Genomic DNA, 17,594 nt, shown 5'->3' on the forward strand with positions numbered 1-17,594 from the left:
GTTTTTTATTTACTCATTTATACGATAACCTACATTTCTAACCGTTTCGAACCAATCTATTGCAGTGTGTTTATCAAGTTTTTTTCGGAGATTTCGAACATGAACATCTATAAAATTAGAATCTGAATTTACTTCAAGAATATCTCCCCAAATATGTTCTGTTAACTGTAATCTGGTTATAACCCGATTTTTATTCAGAACAAGATACTGAAAAATGTCAAATTCTTTTTTGGTCAAATTAATAGGCACTTCGTTGTAACTTACTTTATAATCCTGAAGCTGCAGAATAAAACCGTGTACTTCTAAATTATTTAATGTAAACCCGTGAATCCTGCGAATAACGGCAAATAATCGCGCGCTAAGTTCTGTTAACGCAAAAGGTTTAGTCAAATAATCATCAGCACCAAGATGCAGACCGTTTATTCTGTCATCTAATTCGCCTCGAGCAGTAAGTACAATCACTGCCATTTTCGATTTGGTTTTTCTAACGCTTTTCAGCACATCAAAACCATCTCCGTCAGGCAAACCAAGATCAAGCAGCATCGCATCATAGTCATTGCTGTTAATCTCTTCGAGAGCATCAGCACAATTATGAGCTATTTTGCACACATAACCTATATTGCATAAAAAATCGTAAACCTCTACGGCAAGTTCCTTATTATCTTCAACAATTAAAATATTCATAACAGAGCTTTTAAGCGCAAATAAATTTAAGCAATTATAAAAAGCTTTATTGCACATTATTAAAAAATTAACGAATCAAAAAAAGCTGATAAATTTCTTTATCAGCCTTTTTCAACCAGCATTCTCCATAACCATTATTCCTGTTTTGCTGCCTTTTGAAAGCAAAACAAAAACAATCCTTATTTATTTACTTTTGCTGTTTCTGCTTTTGGAGCTGCTGTTTTTTCAGCATTTGCTTTTTTAGATTTTTTAGGGTGTTTTGTAGCTTTAACTTCTTTTGCAGGAGTTGCTTTCACCTCTTTTGCCGGAGTTGCTTTAATTTCTTTTACGGGTCCAACTTTTACTACTACTGGAGCTGCGCTTACTATTGCACTTGTTCCTAAAACTGCTACGAGTAACATCAATAAATTTTTCATGACTTTTTAATTTTAAATTAATTAACCTTTATTTTTATAATAACCGCTTTTTATTTTTTAGCAGCTTCTGCTTTTGGAGCTTCTGATTTTACTTTTTTATCAGCTTTGTTTTTGTGGTGTTTTGTTGCTTTAACTTCTTTTACAGGAGTTGTTGAAGCTGGAGTTGTTTGTGCATTTACCATTGCGCTTGTTCCTAAAACTGCTACAAGCAGCATAACTAGATTTTTCATAACTTTTTATTTTTAAATTAATTAACCTTTTATTTTATAATCCTTTTTTATTATTTTTTTACTTTTGGAGCTTCTGTTTTTGGAGCTGCACTTTTTTCTGATTTTGTTTTTTTATCAGATTTGTTTTTAGGATGTTTGGTTGCTTTAACTTCTTTTGCAGGAGCTACTTTTACACCTTTTGCAGGAAATGCATTTACCATTACACTTGTACCTAAAACTGCTACTAATAACATCAATAAATTTCTCATGATTTCTTATATTTAAATTAATACCTCTTATTATAGATCAAATGTACCCCTGTAATATGAAGACAAAATGAAGGAAATAGTGATCTTCAGAAATTTAACTTCACATTAACGCTTTTCGAATTTTCTTCACCATATAAGTCATATAAGTACATTTAATTGATTGCGTAAAATGCAATTAAAGACGCATGCTTTACGCCTCTACTAAAAATGTACTTATATAACTTATATGGTAAAAAACCATTCCTATTTTAAATTTGAGTTTTATTTTTAAGATGAGAATCGTTTTTAAAACCCAATTGTTTATTTTTACAGACTAATATTTTTTTTATGTCAACTCAAAAACGCCTTTTTCTGCTCGATGCTTACGCTTTAATTTTTCGTGGTTATTATGCCTTCATAAAAAATCCGCGAATTAACTCTAAAGGAATGGATACATCAGCGATTATGGGATTCATGAATTCGCTTTTGGATGTCATTAAACGTGAAAAACCAGATCACCTCGCCGTTGCTTTTGATAAAGAAGGAAGTCAGGTTAGAACCGAAATGTATTCTGATTATAAAGCCAATCGTGATGCAACGCCCGAAGCGATAAAAATTGCGATACCTTATATTCAGGATTTATTAAGAGCCATGCATATTCCGATTATCGAAATGGCAGGTTGTGAGGCCGATGATTTAATTGGAACTATTGCGAAACAAGCCGAAAAAGAAAACTACAAAGTCTTTATGGTTACTCCGGATAAGGATTTTGCACAATTAGTTTCTGAAAATATATTTATGTACAAACCAGCCCGTATGGGAAATGGTATTGAAATTTGGGGTGTTCCCGAAGTTTTGGCAAAATTTGAAATCGAAAGACCGGATCAGGTAATCGATTTTCTTGGAATGATGGGAGATGCTGTGGATAATATTCCGGGATTGCCAGGTGTTGGAGAAGTTACTGCCAAAAAGTTCCTGAAAGAATTTGGAACAATGGAAAATCTTCTGGATAACACACATTTACTGAAAGGTAAAATGAAAGAAAATATAGAAGCTAATAAGGATAAAGGAATCTTATCTAAAAAACTGGCTACTATTATATGTGATTGTGATGTGGTTTTCAACGAAGATGATTATGAACTTTCGCGCCCGGATATCGAAAAAACCGATGCTATTTTTCAGGAATTGGAATTTAGAAGAATGGCGGAACAATTTGATAATTTGTTTAAAGTTGGCGGCGGAAATGAATTGGCAAATAAAACTGACGAAGCCAAATTATACAAAAAACCACAACCTAAAAATGAAGATCAGTTTGATCTTTTTGGTGGTGGAGCAACTACAGATGAAAGCACCGAAAGAACATCATTTTATGATACTTTAGAAACCAAGCCTTACTCCTATCAGGCAATTCAGGGCGATTTAGGAATTAAATTGCTTTTGCAGAATTTACAAAATCAGACTTCTGTTTGTTTTGATACTGAAACTACTGGTTTAGATGCTCTGCATGCTGAATTGGTTGGAATGTCATTTTCTTATGAAAAAGGAAAAGCATTTTACGTTCCGTTTCCGGAAAACCAGGAAGAAGCCCAGGTTTTAGTAGATAAATTTAAACCGTTTTTTGAGAATGAAAACATCGAAAAAATTGGTCAGAATTTAAAATACGATTTGAAAATCCTTTCTAATTATGGCGTTACGGTAAAAGGGAAACTTTTTGATACCATGATTGCGCATTATCTGATTAATCCGGATATGCGTCATAATATGGATATTTTAGCCGAAACCTATTTGAAATATTCCCCAAAATCAATTGAAACCTTAATTGGTAAAAAAGGTAAAAATCAAATAACAATGCGTGATGTTCCACTTGAAGATATCAAGGAATATGCTGCAGAAGATGCTGATGTAACTTTTCAATTAAAAGAAATCTTCACTACTGAATTAGATAAAACTGAAACTAAAAAGTTATTTGATGAAATCGAAATTCCGTTAGTAAGCGTTTTGGCCGATATGGAAACGGAAGGAATTCGTCTGGATGTTGAATTCTTAAGCGCCATGTCTAAAGAAATGGATGTTGAGATTAAATCTTTGGAACAAAAAATATACGAAACAGCCGGAGAAAAATTCAATTTAGCTTCTCCAAAACAATTAGGAGATATTTTATTTGATAAATTAAAAATTGGCGGTGCAAAACAAAAGAAAACCAAAACCGGCCAATATGCAACCGGCGAAGAAGTTTTGACTTATTTGGCAAACGATAATCCTATTGTAAAAGAAATTCTGGATTGGCGTCAAATGGTAAAATTACAAAGCACTTATATTTTGGCTTTGCCGGAACAAGTAGACAAAAAAACATTACGCGTTCATACCGATTATATGCAAACTGTTGCTGCAACTGGTCGTTTGAGCTCTAATAATCCGAACTTGCAAAATATTCCGATTCGTACCGAAAGAGGTCGTCAGATTCGTAAAGCGTTCGTTGCCCGCGATGAAAACCATACTTTAATCTCTGCCGATTACTCGCAAATAGAATTAAGAATTATAGCTGCTTTAAGTGGTGAAGAAAACATGATTAAAGCATTTCAGGACGGAGAAGACATTCACAAAGCAACGGCTTCAAAAGTTTTCAATGTTCCTTTAGAGGAAGTTTCACGCGATCAAAGAAGTAATGCCAAAACTGTAAACTTTGGTATTATATATGGAGTTTCTGCTTTCGGATTAAGCAATCAAACCTCTTTATCCCGTAGCGAAAGTGCTGCTTTGATCGAAGCGTATTACAAAACATATCCAAGATTACGATCTTATATTAATGAGCAAATAGAATTTGCCCGCGAAAAAGGATATGTTCAAACGATTCTTGGCCGTCGTCGTTATCTAAAAGATATTAACTCGGCAAATGCCGTAGTTAGAAGTGCCGCCGAACGAAATGCCGTAAACGCACCAATTCAGGGAAGTGCAGCTGATGTGATCAAAATTGCCATGATCAACATTCATAAAAAATTAAAAGAAGAAAACTGGAAATCAAAAATGCTGCTTCAGGTTCATGATGAGCTTGTGTTCGATGTTCACAACGATGAACTCGAAAAAATTCAGCCCATGATCAAACACGAAATGGAAAATGCTTTTATGATGAGCGTTCCTTTAGATGTTGAACTTGGAATGGGTTCTGATTGGTTAGCGGCACATTAAGAAATTGTAGATTTTTGAGTTTAGATTTTAGAATAAACTCTATAAATTAATACACAATATTGTCATTTCGACCGAAGGGAGAAATCACACCAGAAACTCTGCAAAGCTGCTAATCTTTGTCGATAAACGAGTGCGATTTCTCCCTTTTATCGAATGACAAAAAACAAAAAAGACTGCCTTTCTGGACAGTCTTTTTGATTTTATCTTATTATGTATTTTATTTTTTTCTTGTCGATTCTCGTTCTTTCAATTTTGTTTTGATGACAATAGTTTCGTAATCTGAAGTTTCTTCTTCAGATTCTTCCAGTCTTTCGATTAATTTTTTGGCTGCAACTTCTCCAATTTCAATTCCGTGCTGACTTACTGTTGTCAAACTTGGCGATAAACGTCTTGAAGCTAAAATTCCGTCAGCAAAACCTATTATCGAAATATCTTCCGGAACTCTAAAACCCTTTTTCAAACTTACGCGCAAAGCGGCAACCGAATCATTTTCATCCAAAGCAAAAATCGCATCAATTTTTTGATCAAAGATTGCATCAATTTTGGCTTTCATATCATCTTCTGAATCGGTACGAAGAATAATTTTTTCGTTTAACGGAATATTATTGTCTTTTAAAGCTTTCAAATATCCATCAGCTCTTAATTTTCCAACACTCAAATTATCAACTGAAGAAATTAAGGCAATATTTTTACATCCCAAATCAATTAAATGCTGTGTAGAATTTAAAGCCGAATCAAAATCATCAACTACAACTTTATCACATTCAACTTCATCTGCAATTCTATCGAACATTACAATTGGAGTTCCATCATTTATAATTGCAGAAAAGTGACTGTATTCCTGTAATTTCTGAGCTTCTTCAGAAACCGAAAGAATAAATCCGTCAATTGTTCCGTTGCTTAGCATCTCAAGTGTATGAATTTCTTTCTCTAAAGATTCATTCGAAATACAAGTAATTACATTATATCCTTTTTTATCGGCTACTTTTTCGATACCACTAAAAACCTTTGCAAAAAAGGAGTTTAATATATTAGGTATAATTACACCAATTGTTTTGGTTTTACGATTCTTCAGGTTCAGACCAATAACATTAGGCTTATAATTTTTGAGTTTGGCATACTCCTTAATCTTCACCTTCGTTTGCTCACTAATTTCCGGGCTATCGTTCAATGCCTTAGAAACAGTCGATACAGAAACGTTTAGTTCTTTCGCAATTTGTTTTAGAGTTGCTTTAGCTTTCATTTAAAAATAATTTATGTAATTAATACAAATATAGTAGAATTACCTATAATAAAACAAAAAACACCTACCAGTATTTGAATTATATACTCTTTTTAAAATAATTTAAAAAAATAAGGTTTTTCTGAAACCGCACTTCATAAAATTTCGTTAATACCTTAATACATGTTATTAACCTTTTTAAAAGCCTTGATTATGAAAAACGAAGTTAAAATTCATGAAGTAGACCCTTCATTGAATAACAGAAGGAGCTTTCTTAAGCTCAGCGGATTAACACTAGTTAGCGCAGGTTTAGTTATGGCTGGCTGCAGCAACAACGATGATGATAATGATATGCCTCAGGACAATACGCTGCCCGGAATAAAAAATGGAGTGTTTGATTTAGGATCCGGAGATTTTGGCATACTGACTTACGCTTATGCTCTTGAACAATTAGAAGCCGATTTTTACACTAAAGTTGTAAATGCTTCAAATTTTAATGCGACATTCAATGATATTGAACGTCAGGTATTAACTGATTTATATCACCATGAAGTAATTCATAGGGATTTTTTCAAAGCTGCTTTATCAGGAGCACTTCCTGATCCGAGTTCTCAACTGCTTCCCTCCCTGGCATTCAACTATGGTTCTATGAATTTTAATAGCCGTGCCGAAGTTCTTGCTACTGCAAAAGCGTTAGAAGATACCGGAGTTGCTGCCTATAATGGAGCCGGAAAATTGATTAAAAGTCCTGATTATCTATTATTAGCCGGAAAAATTGTTTCGGTAGAAGCAAGACATGCTTCTGCGATAAGAAGTTTGATTAACCCAAATTCAGCTGATTTTGCAGGTGACGATATTGTAAGCGCATCAACCGGATTAGATGCTGCTAAAGATCCTTCTAAAATTTTACCAATTGCAGGAGGTTTCATTACTACAAAATTTACTGCCAAATATTTACCTTAATCTTAACTAGCTAAAACATAGAAATTATGAATATTTTAAAATTTATAGAAACATTTACTGATGATAGCTTAATGAGAAGCACTGGTTCTCGAAGAGATAGTTTTAATCAGTTTGGAAACATCGGAAAAAATTTAGCAATGGCCTCAATTCCTTTCGGATTATCAGCCTTTGCAAATAAGGCATTAGCCAAAGATATCACTGCAACACCAGCCACTCCAATTGGAGCTTTGCAGTTTGCATTAACTTTAGAATACCTGGAAAACGAATTTTATGCCATGGCATTAGATTCTGGAGTAATTCCGGCATCTGAAAATAGTGGACGCGATTTAAAAGTTTTTCAACAAATTGCTGCACACGAATCAGATCACGTAAAATTTTTAATTGCAGGATTAGGCGGAACAGCAAGTGCTAATTTCGTTCCAAAACCTACTTTTGACTTTACTGTTGGCGGAGCATTTGATCCGTTTAATGATTATCCAACGTTTTTAGCATTAGCTCAGGCTTTTGAAGATACTGGCGTAAGAGCTTATAAAGGTCAGGCAGCAAATTTAATATCTGCTCCGGACTTATTAACAGCTGCATTGCAAATTCACTCTGTAGAAGCAAGACACGCATCAGAAGTTCGTCGCTTACGCGGATTAAAAGGCTGGATCTCGAATGAAGAAAGAGGTGCCGGAATGCCATCAGCAACACAAGCCGTTTACGCTGGCGAAGGTGTTACAGTTCAGGCAGGATTCAACACAGCAACTGCATTTGGAGCTGCTGCAGGATCAGAAGCTTATGATGAACCACTTACGACGCAACAAGTTGTAGACATAGCAAATTTATTTATTGTTTAACAAAACAATTCTAAATATTGAACCACCTTCGCGTTATTGTGAAGGTGGTTTTTTTTTATTGTTTTAAATATAAAACTGATGCCCTGATTTTCAGTAGATAAAATATTCTTTTCAGGTATTTGGTTTTAAAATAATTAATTGTACTTTTGCATCCCCTTTATTGGGGATGGAATGTTTAATTAAAATAATATTATGGACGCATTAAGCTACAAGACAATTTCAGCTAGCAAAGCCACTGTAACGAAAGAGTGGATCGTTGTAGACGCTGAAGGTCATAACTTAGGTCGTCTTGCTTCAAAGGTTGCAATGATCTTAAGAGGTAAGTACAAACCAAGTTACACACCGCACGTTGACTGTGGAGATAACGTAATTGTTATCAACTCAGAAAAAATTAACCTTACAGGTACAAAAATGAATGACAAAATTTACATGCGTCATACAGGTTACCCAGGAGGACAAAGAACTTTAACTGCTAAAGTATTGCAATCTAAAAACCCTGCATTATTAGTAGAGAAAGCTGTAAAAGGAATGTTACCTAAAAATAAATTAGGAGCTGAACTTTTTAGAAATCTAAATGTTGTTGTAGGTGCTGAGCATACTCACGGAGCTCAAAAACCTAGAACTGTTAACCTAAACGATCTTAAGTAATGGGAGTTATTCACAAAATCGGTAGAAGAAAAACCGCTGTTGCACGTGTATATGTTTCTGAAGGAACAGGAAAAATCACTGTAAACAAAAAAGAATTCGCAACTTACTTTCCAACTGCAACTTTACAATACAAAGTTTTACAACCAATGTCTATGACAGAAAATGTAAACAACTTTGATGTAAAAGTAAACGTTTACGGAGGTGGTTCAACTGGTCAGGCAGAAGCTGTAAGAATGGCATTGGCACGCGTTATGTGTGAAGTAAATGCTGAAAACAGAGCTATCCTTAAACCAGAAGGTTTATTAACAAGAGATCCAAGAATGGTTGAACGTAAGAAATTCGGTCAGAAGAAAGCTCGTAAGAGATTCCAATTCTCTAAACGTTAATATTACCTGTCTTGTGCATATGGTACAAGACATCATCAATTTATTGAAATTAAAAAACACAGTTGTTGTTGCTCTCCTATCGAGGTAGGAAATAGTTTAGCATCTAAATGTATAAAGCCTGGGAAACCGCCATTTATACATTGCTAATCAACAGAACGTAAACTAGTACAAAAATGGCAAACAAAATAGAAGTAAAAGACTTACTAGAAGCAGGTGTTCACTTTGGACACATGACTAGAAAATGGGATCCAAATATGGCCCCTTACATTTATATGGAGCGTAATGGTATTCACATTATCAATCTATATAAAACTGCAGCTAAAATTGAAGAAGCTAACGAAGCTTTGAAAAAAATTGCTGCATCAGGTAGAAAAATCTTATTCGTAGCTACCAAAAAACAAGCAAAAGACATCGTTGCTGAAAAAGCAAAGGCTGCAAACATGCCTTACATCACTGAAAGATGGCCTGGTGGAATGCTAACTAACTTTGTAACTATCAGAAAGGCAGTTAAAAAAATGTCTTCTATTGATAAAATGAAGAAAGATGGTACTTTCATGACGTTATCTAAAAAAGAGCGTTTGCAAGTTGATCGTCTACGTGCTAAATTAGAGAAAAACTTAGGTTCAATCGCTGATATGTCAAGACTACCTGCAGCATTGTTCGTAGTAGATATCAAAGCTGAACACATCGCAATAAAAGAAGCACAAAAATTAAACATTCCAGTTTTCGCAATGGTTGATACGAATTCTGACCCAAGAGAGGTTGATTACGTTATTCCTGCAAATGATGATGCTTCTAAATCAATTGACAAAATTTTATCTTTAGTAACTGCTGCAGTAATCGAAGGTCTTTCTGACAGAGGTTCTGACAAAGAAACTGAAGTTTTCACAGAAGAAGCTCCAGCTACTGAAGCTGCTGCTCCAGCTGTTGAAGCTGCACCGGCTGTTGAAGCTGCTGCTCCTGCAACTGAAGAATAAATCAAATTTAAATTCCAAATTTTAAATTCTAAAATCCAAACACAAATTAAAAACGTTATGTTGATAATTTAATAAAATTGGAGTTTAGAATTTAAAAGATGGAATTTTTACTTTTAACATTAAAATTCAAAATATTATGGCAACAATTACTGCTGCAGACGTAAATAAATTAAGACAAACTACAGGTGCCGGAATGATGGACTGTAAAAAAGCTTTAGTTGAAGCTGATGGAGATTTCGATAAAGCTATACAAGTCCTTAGAGAAAAAGGACAAAAAGTTGCTGCTAATCGTTCTGACCGTGACTCTTCTGAAGGAGCTGCTGTTTCTTTTATCAATGCTGACAATACTAAAGGAGCTATCATCACTTTAAACTGTGAAACTGATTTCGTAGGTAAAAATGAGGCTTTCGTAACTTTGGCTAAAGAATTAGTAGAAAGAGCTATTAACTTCTCTTCTAAAGAAGAATTTTTAGCTTCAGATTTCAACGGAATTACTGTTGCTGAAAAATTAATCGAGCAAACTGGTGTTATTGGTGAAAAAATCGAAATCGGTGGTTTTGAAATTTTAGAAGGTGCTTTCGTTGGATCTTATGTTCACGTTAACAAAATTGCTGCATTAACTGCAATTTCTGCTGCAATTCCTAACGCTGACGTTTTAACTAAAGATGTTTCTATGCAAGTTGCTTCTATGGGAGCTGATACATTATCTTACAAAGATTTTGATCCTGCTTTCGTTGAATCTGAACTTGCTGCTCGTATTGCTGTAATCGAAAAAGATAATGAAGAAGCTAAACGTTTAGGAAAAACGTTGAAAAATGTTCCTAAATATATTTCTTTCTCTCAATTGACTGAAGAAGTTATTAAGCAAGCTGAAGAAGATGCTAAAGCTGAATTAAAAGCTGAAGGTAAACCAGAGCAAATTTGGGACAAAATTATCCCAGGAAAAGTGCAACGTTTTATCTCTGACAATACTACTTTAGATCAAGAGAAAGCTTTGTTAGATCAAAACTTTATCAAAGACGATAGTAAAAAAGTTGGTGATTACGTTAAAGGATACAACGTTGAAATCACAGGTTTCAAAAGAGTTACTTTAGGTTAATATATTATTTCAATATAAAAAGCCCGAATATTAATTTATTCGGGCTTTTTTATTTTAGTTTTTTATCTTAATCACTTCTTCAACGGGAAAATTTCTGGTTCGCATCAAAGCATCAGATTTTGGCGCTCTTCCTCTAAAATTCTCATACCCTTTTTCGTTATCAATCGTATTTCCTACACTAAAAACGGTCTCATAAAGTCGTTTCGCAACTTCTTTGTCATAAGGTCCTTTTCCTTCTGTAAAAGCTTCATATGCATCTGCGTTAATAACATCTGCCCATAAATAACTATAATATCCGGCGGCATATCCATCACTCGAAAAAATATGGGCAAATTGCGGAATTCTATGACGCATTACAATTTCTGACGGCATATTCAATTTATCCAGAGTTTCTTTTTCAAACTTTACAGGATCAATAGTTTCTGTTGTCAAATGAAGTCTCATATCTACAAAAGAACTTGATATTGTTTCTACTGTTGCAAAACCTTCATTAAAATTAGCAGCCTTTTCGATTTTTTCAAGCATTGATTGTGGCAATGGTTCATTCGTTTTATAATGCAATGCAAACCTGTTCAATACTTCCGGAGTAGCAAGCCAATGCTCAAATATCTGCGAAGGAAACTCTACATAATCTCTTGCCACAGAAGTCCCTGCCAAACTAGGATACGTTACATTTGAACATAATCCGTGAAGCGCATGACCAAATTCGTGAAATAAAGTCGTAGCATCATCCCAGGAAATTAAAACCGGTTCGTCTGCTTTTCCTTTTATAAAATTGCAATTATTAGAAACAATTGAAGGCACCTCTTTTTCCAGTTTTTGCTGATCGCGATACGAACTCATCCACGCGCCTGAACGTTTTCCTGCACGTGCATAAGGGTCAAAATACCACAAACCAATTAATTTACCTGTAGTTTTATTATTAACTTCCCAAACTCGCACATCTGCATGATAAACCGGAACATCCGCAACTTGTTTAAATTCCAAATCAAATAATTCACCGGCAACCCAAAACATTCCTTCACGTAAATTTTCTAACTGCAAATATTGCTTTATCTCATTTTGATCTAAATCATATTTTGCTTTTCTGACTTTCTCAGCATAATAACGATAATCCCAAGGCTGAATTTTAAAATTTCCTCCTTCGGCATCTACAACGTTTTGCATCTGAGCAACATCCTGATGAACTTTTTCGATTGCTGGTTTCCATACAGAATCCATTAATTCTAAAGTTCTCTCCGGATCTTTAGCCATTTTATTCGACAAACTCCAATGTGCAAACGAAGGAAATCCAAGCAGTTTTGCTTTTTGGGCACGTAATTTCAAAATCAAAACAAGTGTCTCATTGTTATCATTTTCATTACCGTTATCGCCACGTTTTACGAAAATATCAAAAGCTTTTTCTCTTAAATCTCTTCGACTTGAAAATGTCAAAAAAGGCTCGATAGAAGAACGTGTATTGGTAATACAACCCAAAACATTCATCTTTCTGGTCTTTGCATCAGCAATGGCAGCATTTTTTAATTCATCGGGCAAACCGTCAAAATCGTTTTCATTTTGCAAAACCAGATATTGATTATGTTCTTCAGCCAATAAATTTTGACTGAATTTTGTAAAAAGCGCTGCTAACTCCTGATTAATTTTTGCAACTTTTTCTTTATTATCCTCATCTAATTCAGCGCCTTCACGAACAAAATCTGTATAATACAACCAAATTAAACGTTGCTGTTCATCAGTTAGTTTTTTACTTTCTTCTGATTTATATAGAAATTCAATTTTGGAAAAAAGTTTCTTATTCTGAAAGATTTTATCATTTAACTCTGATAATTTTGGGGACATTTCTGTTTCTACAATTCCAAATTCAGGTGTGAAAATATTGGAGCTGAAAATTTCAAAAGCAGCATAAACTCTGGACATTTTTTTTCCTGAAAGTTCTAATGCTGCAATTGTGTTTTCAAAAGTTGGTGTTTCCTCATTATTGGCAATATTATCAATTTCGTTCAATTTTTGCTGGATCGCAAATTCAATTGCAGGTTTAAAATCCGAAACCTTATACGCATTAAATGCAGGAACTCCACCATAAGGACCTTCCCAGTTTTTCAATAAAGGATTTGAATTTGTTTGTTCGTTAACCGATGAAAAAGTCGTATTCATGATAAATTTGATATTATTTTTTTCGCATTATTATTCTGAAAAAAGAAAATTAAATTTCTTATTTACTCAAAAGTACCCAAAAATTAGAAATCATTAAGGAAGTTTAACATTCTATGTTTACAAAAATAATATCATATAATTCATAAACTCTTTCTTTAACTTAATGAGAAATAACTTAAATTTGAAATATCATTTTATGTCACAAACATGTTTAAAACCAGAAGAGAAATTGTTTTTGTTATTCTAGCCGGAATCTTTATTACCAATGCCGTTGTAGCAGAACTTATTGGAGGAAAATTAATTCAAATTGGCCCATTTGTAATGAGTATCGGAATTTTGCCGTGGCCGATTGTTTTTCTTACCACCGATTTAATTAATGAATATTTTGGAGAAAAAGGAGTTAAAAAACTCTCTTTTATAACGGCCTGTCTAATCGCTTATGCTTTTTTAATACTATTTATGGCAATTGTAATTCCTGCCGCAAAAGGAATAAGTCCGGTAAACGACGAGCAATTTCAGGCTGTTTTTGGGCAGAGTATGTGGATTATTGTGGGTAGTTTAATTGCTTTTATGGCATCTCAATTAATCGATGTCTGGATATTTTGGTTTTTCAAAAGACGTACCGGCGAAAGAAAAATATGGCTCAGAACAACCGGATCGACTGTGATTTCACAATTATTTGATTCGTTTATTGTACTTGGAATTGCTTTTTGGTTGCCTGGAAAAATTGATTTTCATACCTTTATTACGTCTGGTTTAACGGGTTATATATTTAAACTTACTGTTGCTGTTATATTAACGCCGCTAATTTATGCCGGGCATCATATGATTAAAAAATATCTTGAAAATGACCCTGCAAAAAAAGATTAGACTATCTTATTATTATGAAAAGAAACGGTTCTATCATATTATTTTCACTACTCTATTTCTTTATCAGCTGCGGTAACGACGAGAAAAAACAGCCTGAAAAAGAAAAAATATATCCTGTAAATAAATTAAAAGCTGTTTCTGAAAAAATTACAAAAAAAGCTTTACCCGAGAAAGTTGCACTTATAAAAGAGCTGAAAAAAAATTCTGACAGCAATAAAAACAGGTATGCGGATAAGAAAAGAATGTATGTTCAGCCACAAATTCAGAATCCACAAATTGCGACAGAAAACACAAATCTGAATGTTTCAAAAGAGTCAGATAAATCTTTATTGACCTTTGTTAATTTGCGTAAAATACTTTCTAAAAGTAAAATTGGACAGACTTTAACCCAAGAGCAATTAACAGAAGATTTTGAAATTCCGAAAGAAGCTGTCAAACTGGTAAAAACTATTACAAAAACTGCCGAAGACGAAATTGCCGTAAAATGGCATTCAACCTGGTTTGTAGAAAAACTTTCAGATGCAAAATTTAGGGACGGATTAATGAAAATTACATTTAAAGCTAATAAATTGTATACTTCTGGCAGTGCGATTGGTATTAAATACAACAAAAAAATCTATACTGATTTAGTTATCGTTGGACGTTCAGCTTATATTCCGAGTGTAAAAGGATATAGCTGGCAAATTGGAAAATAATGGAAAATGAAAATTTAATTCGATGCGGCTGGTGCACATCAAGCGATTTATATAAAAAATATCATGACGAAGAATGGGGAATTCCCGTTTACGACGATCCTACTTTATTCGAATTTTTAATTCTGGAAACTTTTCAGGCAGGTTTAAGCTGGATAACTATTTTAAACAAAAGAGATAATTTTAGAGTTGCTTTTGATTCTTTTGATTATAAAAAAATCGCGAATTATTCTGAAGATAAAATCGAAGAATTACTGGAAAACACCGGAATTATTCGAAATAAGCTTAAAATTCGAGCAGCCGTTTCGAACGCCCAGGCTTTCATGAAAGTACAGGAAGAATTTGGGACTTTTTCAGATTACATCTGGAAATTCACTAACGGAAAACCCATCATAAATAGTCCAAAAACCTCAAAAGATGTTCCTGCTACTACTCCACTTTCAGACGAAATCAGCAAAGATTTAAAAAAAAGAGGCTTTAAATTTGTGGGTTCAACCGTAATTTACGCACACATGCAAGCCACCGGAATGGTCAATGATCACGCCGAAAATTGCTGGACAAGAGTTCAGTAAACAGCCTCGGTTTTCGGTCTCAGTTTCCAGTTTTCAAAAACCTGAAACCTGAAACCTGAAACTTTTTTTAACTTCCAAACAAAAAATTATTACATTTGCTTCACACTTTAGGGGTGTCTACTAAAAAGTAGGCTGAGATTTTACCCTCTGAACCTGATCTAGTTAATACTAGCGTAGGGAAAAGTAAGATGACTTCTGCGCGCATTTTTATGCGCAATTGTAGCCATTCCTAAGGTATAACACATACTAAATCTAGAAGGAATGGAACTAAAAATCAACCAACAAATCAAACAATTCAATGCTGAATCGCTAAGCGTTCAATCATTGCTCGATCTCGAAATTCCGAACAAACAAAACGGAATTGCCGTTGCTATTAACAATACTGTTGTTCCAAAACTCAACTGGAACCAACATCTCGTACACGAAACTGACGAAATTTTAATTATTTCGGCTACGCAGGGAGGTTGAGAATTAAACTTCAAAAATAAATTCCAAATTCCAATTTCATATCAGACGTAGACGCACTGCAGTGCGCCTCTACAATAACTTATAACTCATAACTCATAACTTCTTTCCTTATGACTACCGAAGAACAAATTTCCAGAACTCCTTTTCCCAATTCTAAAAAAGTATATGTAAACGGTGAAATTCATCCTATAAAAGTTGCAATGCGCAAAGTGATTCTTAGCGACACTAAACTTTCAAATGGAGGAATTGAGAAAAATCCACCTGTAACAATTTACGATACATCCGGTGCTTATACAGATCCAAACATTGAAATCGACATTCGAAAAGGTTTACCGCGCTTACGCGAAAGTTGGATTCTAAATCGAAATGACGTCGAAGTCTTAAACGAAATAACTTCAGATTACGGTCAAAGCCGATTAAAAGATGAAAGTCTAAATCATCTCCGTTTTGAATATTTGCATCAGCCAAAAAGAGCCAAAAAAGGTGCAAATGTTACCCAATTGTATTACGCGAAACAAGGAATTATAACTCCTGAAATGGAATACATTGCGATCCGCGAAAATCAACGCATTGAACTTTTAAACGAACAAACCAGCGCCATGCAATGTCAGCATGCCGGACATAGTTTTGGAGCAAACACGCCAAAAAGCAAAATAACACCTGAATTTGTTCGTAGCGAAGTAGCTTGCGGAAGAGCCATAATTCCTAATAATATCAATCATCCTGAAAGCGAACCCATGATTGTTGGACGTAACTTTTTGGTAAAAATAAATGCAAATATCGGAAACAGTGCAGTGACTTCGAGTATTGAAGAAGAAGTCGAAAAAGCGGTTTGGGCTTGTCGTTGGGGTGCTGACACGATTATGGATTTATCTACCGGAAAAAATATTCACGAAACCAGAGAATGGATTATTCGTAATTCTCCCGTTCCAATTGGTACCGTTCCTATTTATCAGGCTTTGGAAAAAGTAAAAGGAATTGCCGAAGATTTAACCTGGGAAGTTTTCCGTGATACTTTAATTGAACAGGCTGAACAAGGTGTTTCTTATTTCACAATTCATGCAGGTGTTTTGTTGCGTTACATTCATTTAACTGCCAATCGCGTTACCGGAATTGTTTCCCGAGGCGGATCGATTATGGCAAAATGGTGTTTATTCCATCATAAAGAAAATTTTTTATACACCCATTTTGAAGAAATCTGCGAAATCATGAAACAATATGATGTAACATTTTCTCTTGGAGATGGCTTGCGTCCGGGTTCAATCGCTGATGCAAATGATGCAGCACAATTTGCCGAATTAGAAACGTTAGGCGAATTAACAAAAATCGCCTGGAAACATGATGTTCAGGTTTTTATCGAAGGTCCGGGACATGTACCCATGCATATGATTAAAGAAAATATGGACAAACAATTAGAACATTGCAGCGAAGCCCCGTTTTATACTCTTGGACCTTTAACAACAGATATTGCACCGGGTTACGATCATATAACATCTGCAATTGGCGCTGCAATGATTGGCTGGTACGGTTGTGCGATGCTGTGTTATGTAACGCCAAAAGAACATCTTGGCCTACCCAACAAAAAAGATGTAAAAGATGGTGTTATCACCTATAAAATTTCGGCTCATGCGGCTGATTTAGCCAAAGGTCATCCGGGAGCACAATATCGTGACAATGCTTTAAGTAAGGCTCGTTTTGAATTCCGTTGGGAAGATCAGTTCAATTTAGCGTTAGATCCGGATACTGCGAGAGAATTTCATGATGAAACACTTCCGGCTGACGGCGCAAAAGTCGCTCATTTTTGTTCGATGTGCGGACCAAAATTCTGTTCTATGAAAATATCTCAGGAAATTAGAGATGTGGCTGCCGCCGAAAAAGGTATGCAGGAAAAATCAGAAGAGTTTATTGAGCAGGGGAAAGAGATTTATATTTAAAAGAAAATAGAGTAAAGAACAAAGAAG

The 17,594-nt window shown here is 34.6% G+C and carries 18 protein-coding genes and 1 riboswitch; of the genes, 12 read left to right on the forward strand and 6 right to left on the reverse strand.

The window, feature by feature from the left end; genetic code table 11:
- Positions 1–9: 9 nt before the first annotated feature.
- From ACZ0AH_RS20275 to ACZ0AH_RS20290, 4 genes are all read right to left on the reverse strand, one after another.
- The gene (locus ACZ0AH_RS20275; RefSeq protein ID WP_463477572.1) at positions 10–684 is read right to left on the reverse strand and encodes a response regulator transcription factor; all 675 of its coding nucleotides are present in this window, start codon (positions 682–684) and stop codon (positions 10–12) included.
- Between the two features lie 179 nt (positions 685–863).
- Positions 864–1,100: a hypothetical protein gene (locus ACZ0AH_RS20280; protein ID WP_463477573.1), complete on the reverse strand. Its 237-nt coding sequence runs from the start codon at positions 1,098–1,100 to the stop codon at positions 864–866.
- Positions 1,101–1,150: 50 nt separating this feature from the next.
- On the reverse strand, positions 1,151–1,330 hold the full coding sequence (locus tag ACZ0AH_RS20285) for a hypothetical protein (protein ID WP_463477574.1): 180 nt from the start codon (positions 1,328–1,330) through the stop codon (positions 1,151–1,153).
- Between the two features lie 50 nt (positions 1,331–1,380).
- The gene (locus ACZ0AH_RS20290; protein WP_463477575.1) at positions 1,381–1,578 is read right to left on the reverse strand and encodes a hypothetical protein; all 198 of its coding nucleotides are present in this window, start codon (positions 1,576–1,578) and stop codon (positions 1,381–1,383) included.
- 327 nt (positions 1,579–1,905) lie between these two features.
- Between ACZ0AH_RS20290 and polA the strand changes: the two genes are divergently transcribed.
- A complete protein-coding gene (polA, locus tag ACZ0AH_RS20295; protein WP_463477576.1) occupies positions 1,906–4,743 on the forward strand; it encodes a DNA polymerase I in 2,838 nt (945 codons plus the stop codon).
- 217 nt (positions 4,744–4,960) lie between these two features.
- On the opposite strand, the gene ACZ0AH_RS20300 is transcribed toward polA, so the two are convergent.
- Complete coding sequence (locus ACZ0AH_RS20300) at positions 4,961–5,986, reverse strand: LacI family DNA-binding transcriptional regulator (protein ID WP_463477577.1); 1,026 nt, start codon at positions 5,984–5,986, stop codon at positions 4,961–4,963.
- Positions 5,987–6,178: 192 nt separating this feature from the next.
- Here ACZ0AH_RS20300 and ACZ0AH_RS20305 point away from each other — a divergent pair, with 192 nt between their 5' ends.
- The 6 genes from ACZ0AH_RS20305 (at position 6,179) to tsf (ending at position 10,877) form a co-directional block, all read left to right on the forward strand.
- Positions 6,179–6,928, forward strand: a complete 750-nt coding sequence (locus ACZ0AH_RS20305) for a ferritin-like domain-containing protein (protein ID WP_463477578.1) — start codon at positions 6,179–6,181, stop codon at positions 6,926–6,928.
- Between the two features lie 26 nt (positions 6,929–6,954).
- Complete coding sequence (locus ACZ0AH_RS20310; protein WP_463477579.1) at positions 6,955–7,767, forward strand: ferritin-like domain-containing protein; 813 nt, start codon at positions 6,955–6,957, stop codon at positions 7,765–7,767.
- 192 nt (positions 7,768–7,959) lie between these two features.
- Positions 7,960–8,415 (forward strand): 50S ribosomal protein L13, encoded by a 456-nt coding sequence (rplM, locus tag ACZ0AH_RS20315; protein ID WP_026983738.1) that lies wholly within the window; start codon positions 7,960–7,962, stop codon positions 8,413–8,415.
- Positions 8,415–8,801 carry a 30S ribosomal protein S9 gene (gene rpsI, locus ACZ0AH_RS20320; RefSeq protein ID WP_007808909.1) on the forward strand — a complete coding sequence of 129 codons (387 nt, stop codon included), beginning with the start codon at positions 8,415–8,417 and terminating at the stop codon, positions 8,799–8,801. Before rplM ends, rpsI begins: the two co-directional genes overlap by 1 nt.
- Before the next feature lie 173 nt (positions 8,802–8,974).
- Positions 8,975–9,778 (forward strand): 30S ribosomal protein S2, encoded by an 804-nt coding sequence (rpsB, locus tag ACZ0AH_RS20325; RefSeq protein ID WP_463477580.1) that lies wholly within the window; start codon positions 8,975–8,977, stop codon positions 9,776–9,778.
- 136 nt (positions 9,779–9,914) lie between these two features.
- Entirely contained in the window at positions 9,915–10,877 is a 963-nt protein-coding gene (gene tsf / locus ACZ0AH_RS20330; protein WP_395332116.1) for a translation elongation factor Ts, read from the forward strand.
- Positions 10,878–10,931: 54 nt separating this feature from the next.
- On the opposite strand, the gene ACZ0AH_RS20335 is transcribed toward tsf, so the two are convergent.
- Positions 10,932–13,031, reverse strand: a complete 2,100-nt coding sequence (locus ACZ0AH_RS20335) for a M3 family metallopeptidase (protein WP_463477581.1) — start codon at positions 13,029–13,031, stop codon at positions 10,932–10,934.
- A 207-nt stretch (positions 13,032–13,238) separates the two neighbouring features.
- On the opposite strand from ACZ0AH_RS20335, the gene ACZ0AH_RS20340 reads away from it, so the two are divergent.
- The 5 genes from ACZ0AH_RS20340 to thiC all read left to right on the forward strand — a co-directional run bounded on the left by ACZ0AH_RS20340 (position 13,239) and on the right by thiC (position 17,567).
- Positions 13,239–13,901 carry a queuosine precursor transporter gene (locus ACZ0AH_RS20340; RefSeq protein WP_463477582.1) on the forward strand — a complete coding sequence of 221 codons (663 nt, stop codon included), beginning with the start codon at positions 13,239–13,241 and terminating at the stop codon, positions 13,899–13,901.
- Between the two features lie 14 nt (positions 13,902–13,915).
- Positions 13,916–14,596: a hypothetical protein gene (locus ACZ0AH_RS20345; protein WP_463477583.1), complete on the forward strand. Its 681-nt coding sequence runs from the start codon at positions 13,916–13,918 to the stop codon at positions 14,594–14,596.
- On the forward strand, positions 14,596–15,165 hold the full coding sequence (locus tag ACZ0AH_RS20350) for a DNA-3-methyladenine glycosylase I (RefSeq protein WP_463477584.1): 570 nt from the start codon (positions 14,596–14,598) through the stop codon (positions 15,163–15,165). Before ACZ0AH_RS20345 ends, ACZ0AH_RS20350 begins: the two co-directional genes overlap by 1 nt.
- Positions 15,166–15,264: 99 nt before the next feature.
- Positions 15,265–15,362: riboswitch (TPP riboswitch) on the forward strand.
- A gap of 64 nt (positions 15,363–15,426) precedes the next feature.
- Entirely contained in the window at positions 15,427–15,633 is a 207-nt protein-coding gene (gene thiS / locus ACZ0AH_RS20355; RefSeq protein WP_463477585.1) for a sulfur carrier protein ThiS, read from the forward strand.
- Between the two features lie 110 nt (positions 15,634–15,743).
- Positions 15,744–17,567, forward strand: a complete 1,824-nt coding sequence (gene thiC, locus ACZ0AH_RS20360) for a phosphomethylpyrimidine synthase ThiC (RefSeq protein WP_463477586.1) — start codon at positions 15,744–15,746, stop codon at positions 17,565–17,567.
- The last annotated feature ends 27 nt before the right edge of the window (positions 17,568–17,594 follow it).

Source organism: Flavobacterium sp. AC105 (assembly GCF_979258495.1).

Coding starts and splice junctions, on each gene's coding strand:
- ACZ0AH_RS20280 (WP_463477573.1), bottom strand. CDS start 1,100: ATGAAAAATTTATTGATGTTACTCGTAGCAGTTTTAGGAACAAGTGCA.
- ACZ0AH_RS20310 (WP_463477579.1), top strand. CDS start 6,955: ATGAATATTTTAAAATTTATAGAAACATTTACTGATGATAGCTTAATG.
- rplM (WP_026983738.1), top strand. CDS start 7,960: ATGGACGCATTAAGCTACAAGACAATTTCAGCTAGCAAAGCCACTGTA.
- ACZ0AH_RS20285 (WP_463477574.1), bottom strand. CDS start 1,330: ATGAAAAATCTAGTTATGCTGCTTGTAGCAGTTTTAGGAACAAGCGCA.
- polA (WP_463477576.1), top strand. CDS start 1,906: ATGTCAACTCAAAAACGCCTTTTTCTGCTCGATGCTTACGCTTTAATT.
- thiS (WP_463477585.1), top strand. CDS start 15,427: ATGGAACTAAAAATCAACCAACAAATCAAACAATTCAATGCTGAATCG.
- ACZ0AH_RS20345 (WP_463477583.1), top strand. CDS start 13,916: ATGAAAAGAAACGGTTCTATCATATTATTTTCACTACTCTATTTCTTT.
- ACZ0AH_RS20340 (WP_463477582.1), top strand. CDS start 13,239: ATGTTTAAAACCAGAAGAGAAATTGTTTTTGTTATTCTAGCCGGAATC.
- ACZ0AH_RS20275 (WP_463477572.1), bottom strand. CDS start 684: ATGAATATTTTAATTGTTGAAGATAATAAGGAACTTGCCGTAGAGGTT.
- rpsI (WP_007808909.1), top strand. CDS start 8,415: ATGGGAGTTATTCACAAAATCGGTAGAAGAAAAACCGCTGTTGCACGT.
- ACZ0AH_RS20300 (WP_463477577.1), bottom strand. CDS start 5,986: ATGAAAGCTAAAGCAACTCTAAAACAAATTGCGAAAGAACTAAACGTT.
- thiC (WP_463477586.1), top strand. CDS start 15,744: ATGACTACCGAAGAACAAATTTCCAGAACTCCTTTTCCCAATTCTAAA.
- ACZ0AH_RS20335 (WP_463477581.1), bottom strand. CDS start 13,031: ATGAATACGACTTTTTCATCGGTTAACGAACAAACAAATTCAAATCCT.
- rpsB (WP_463477580.1), top strand. CDS start 8,975: ATGGCAAACAAAATAGAAGTAAAAGACTTACTAGAAGCAGGTGTTCAC.
- ACZ0AH_RS20290 (WP_463477575.1), bottom strand. CDS start 1,578: ATGAGAAATTTATTGATGTTATTAGTAGCAGTTTTAGGTACAAGTGTA.
- tsf (WP_395332116.1), top strand. CDS start 9,915: ATGGCAACAATTACTGCTGCAGACGTAAATAAATTAAGACAAACTACA.
- ACZ0AH_RS20350 (WP_463477584.1), top strand. CDS start 14,596: ATGGAAAATGAAAATTTAATTCGATGCGGCTGGTGCACATCAAGCGAT.
- ACZ0AH_RS20305 (WP_463477578.1), top strand. CDS start 6,179: ATGAAAAACGAAGTTAAAATTCATGAAGTAGACCCTTCATTGAATAAC.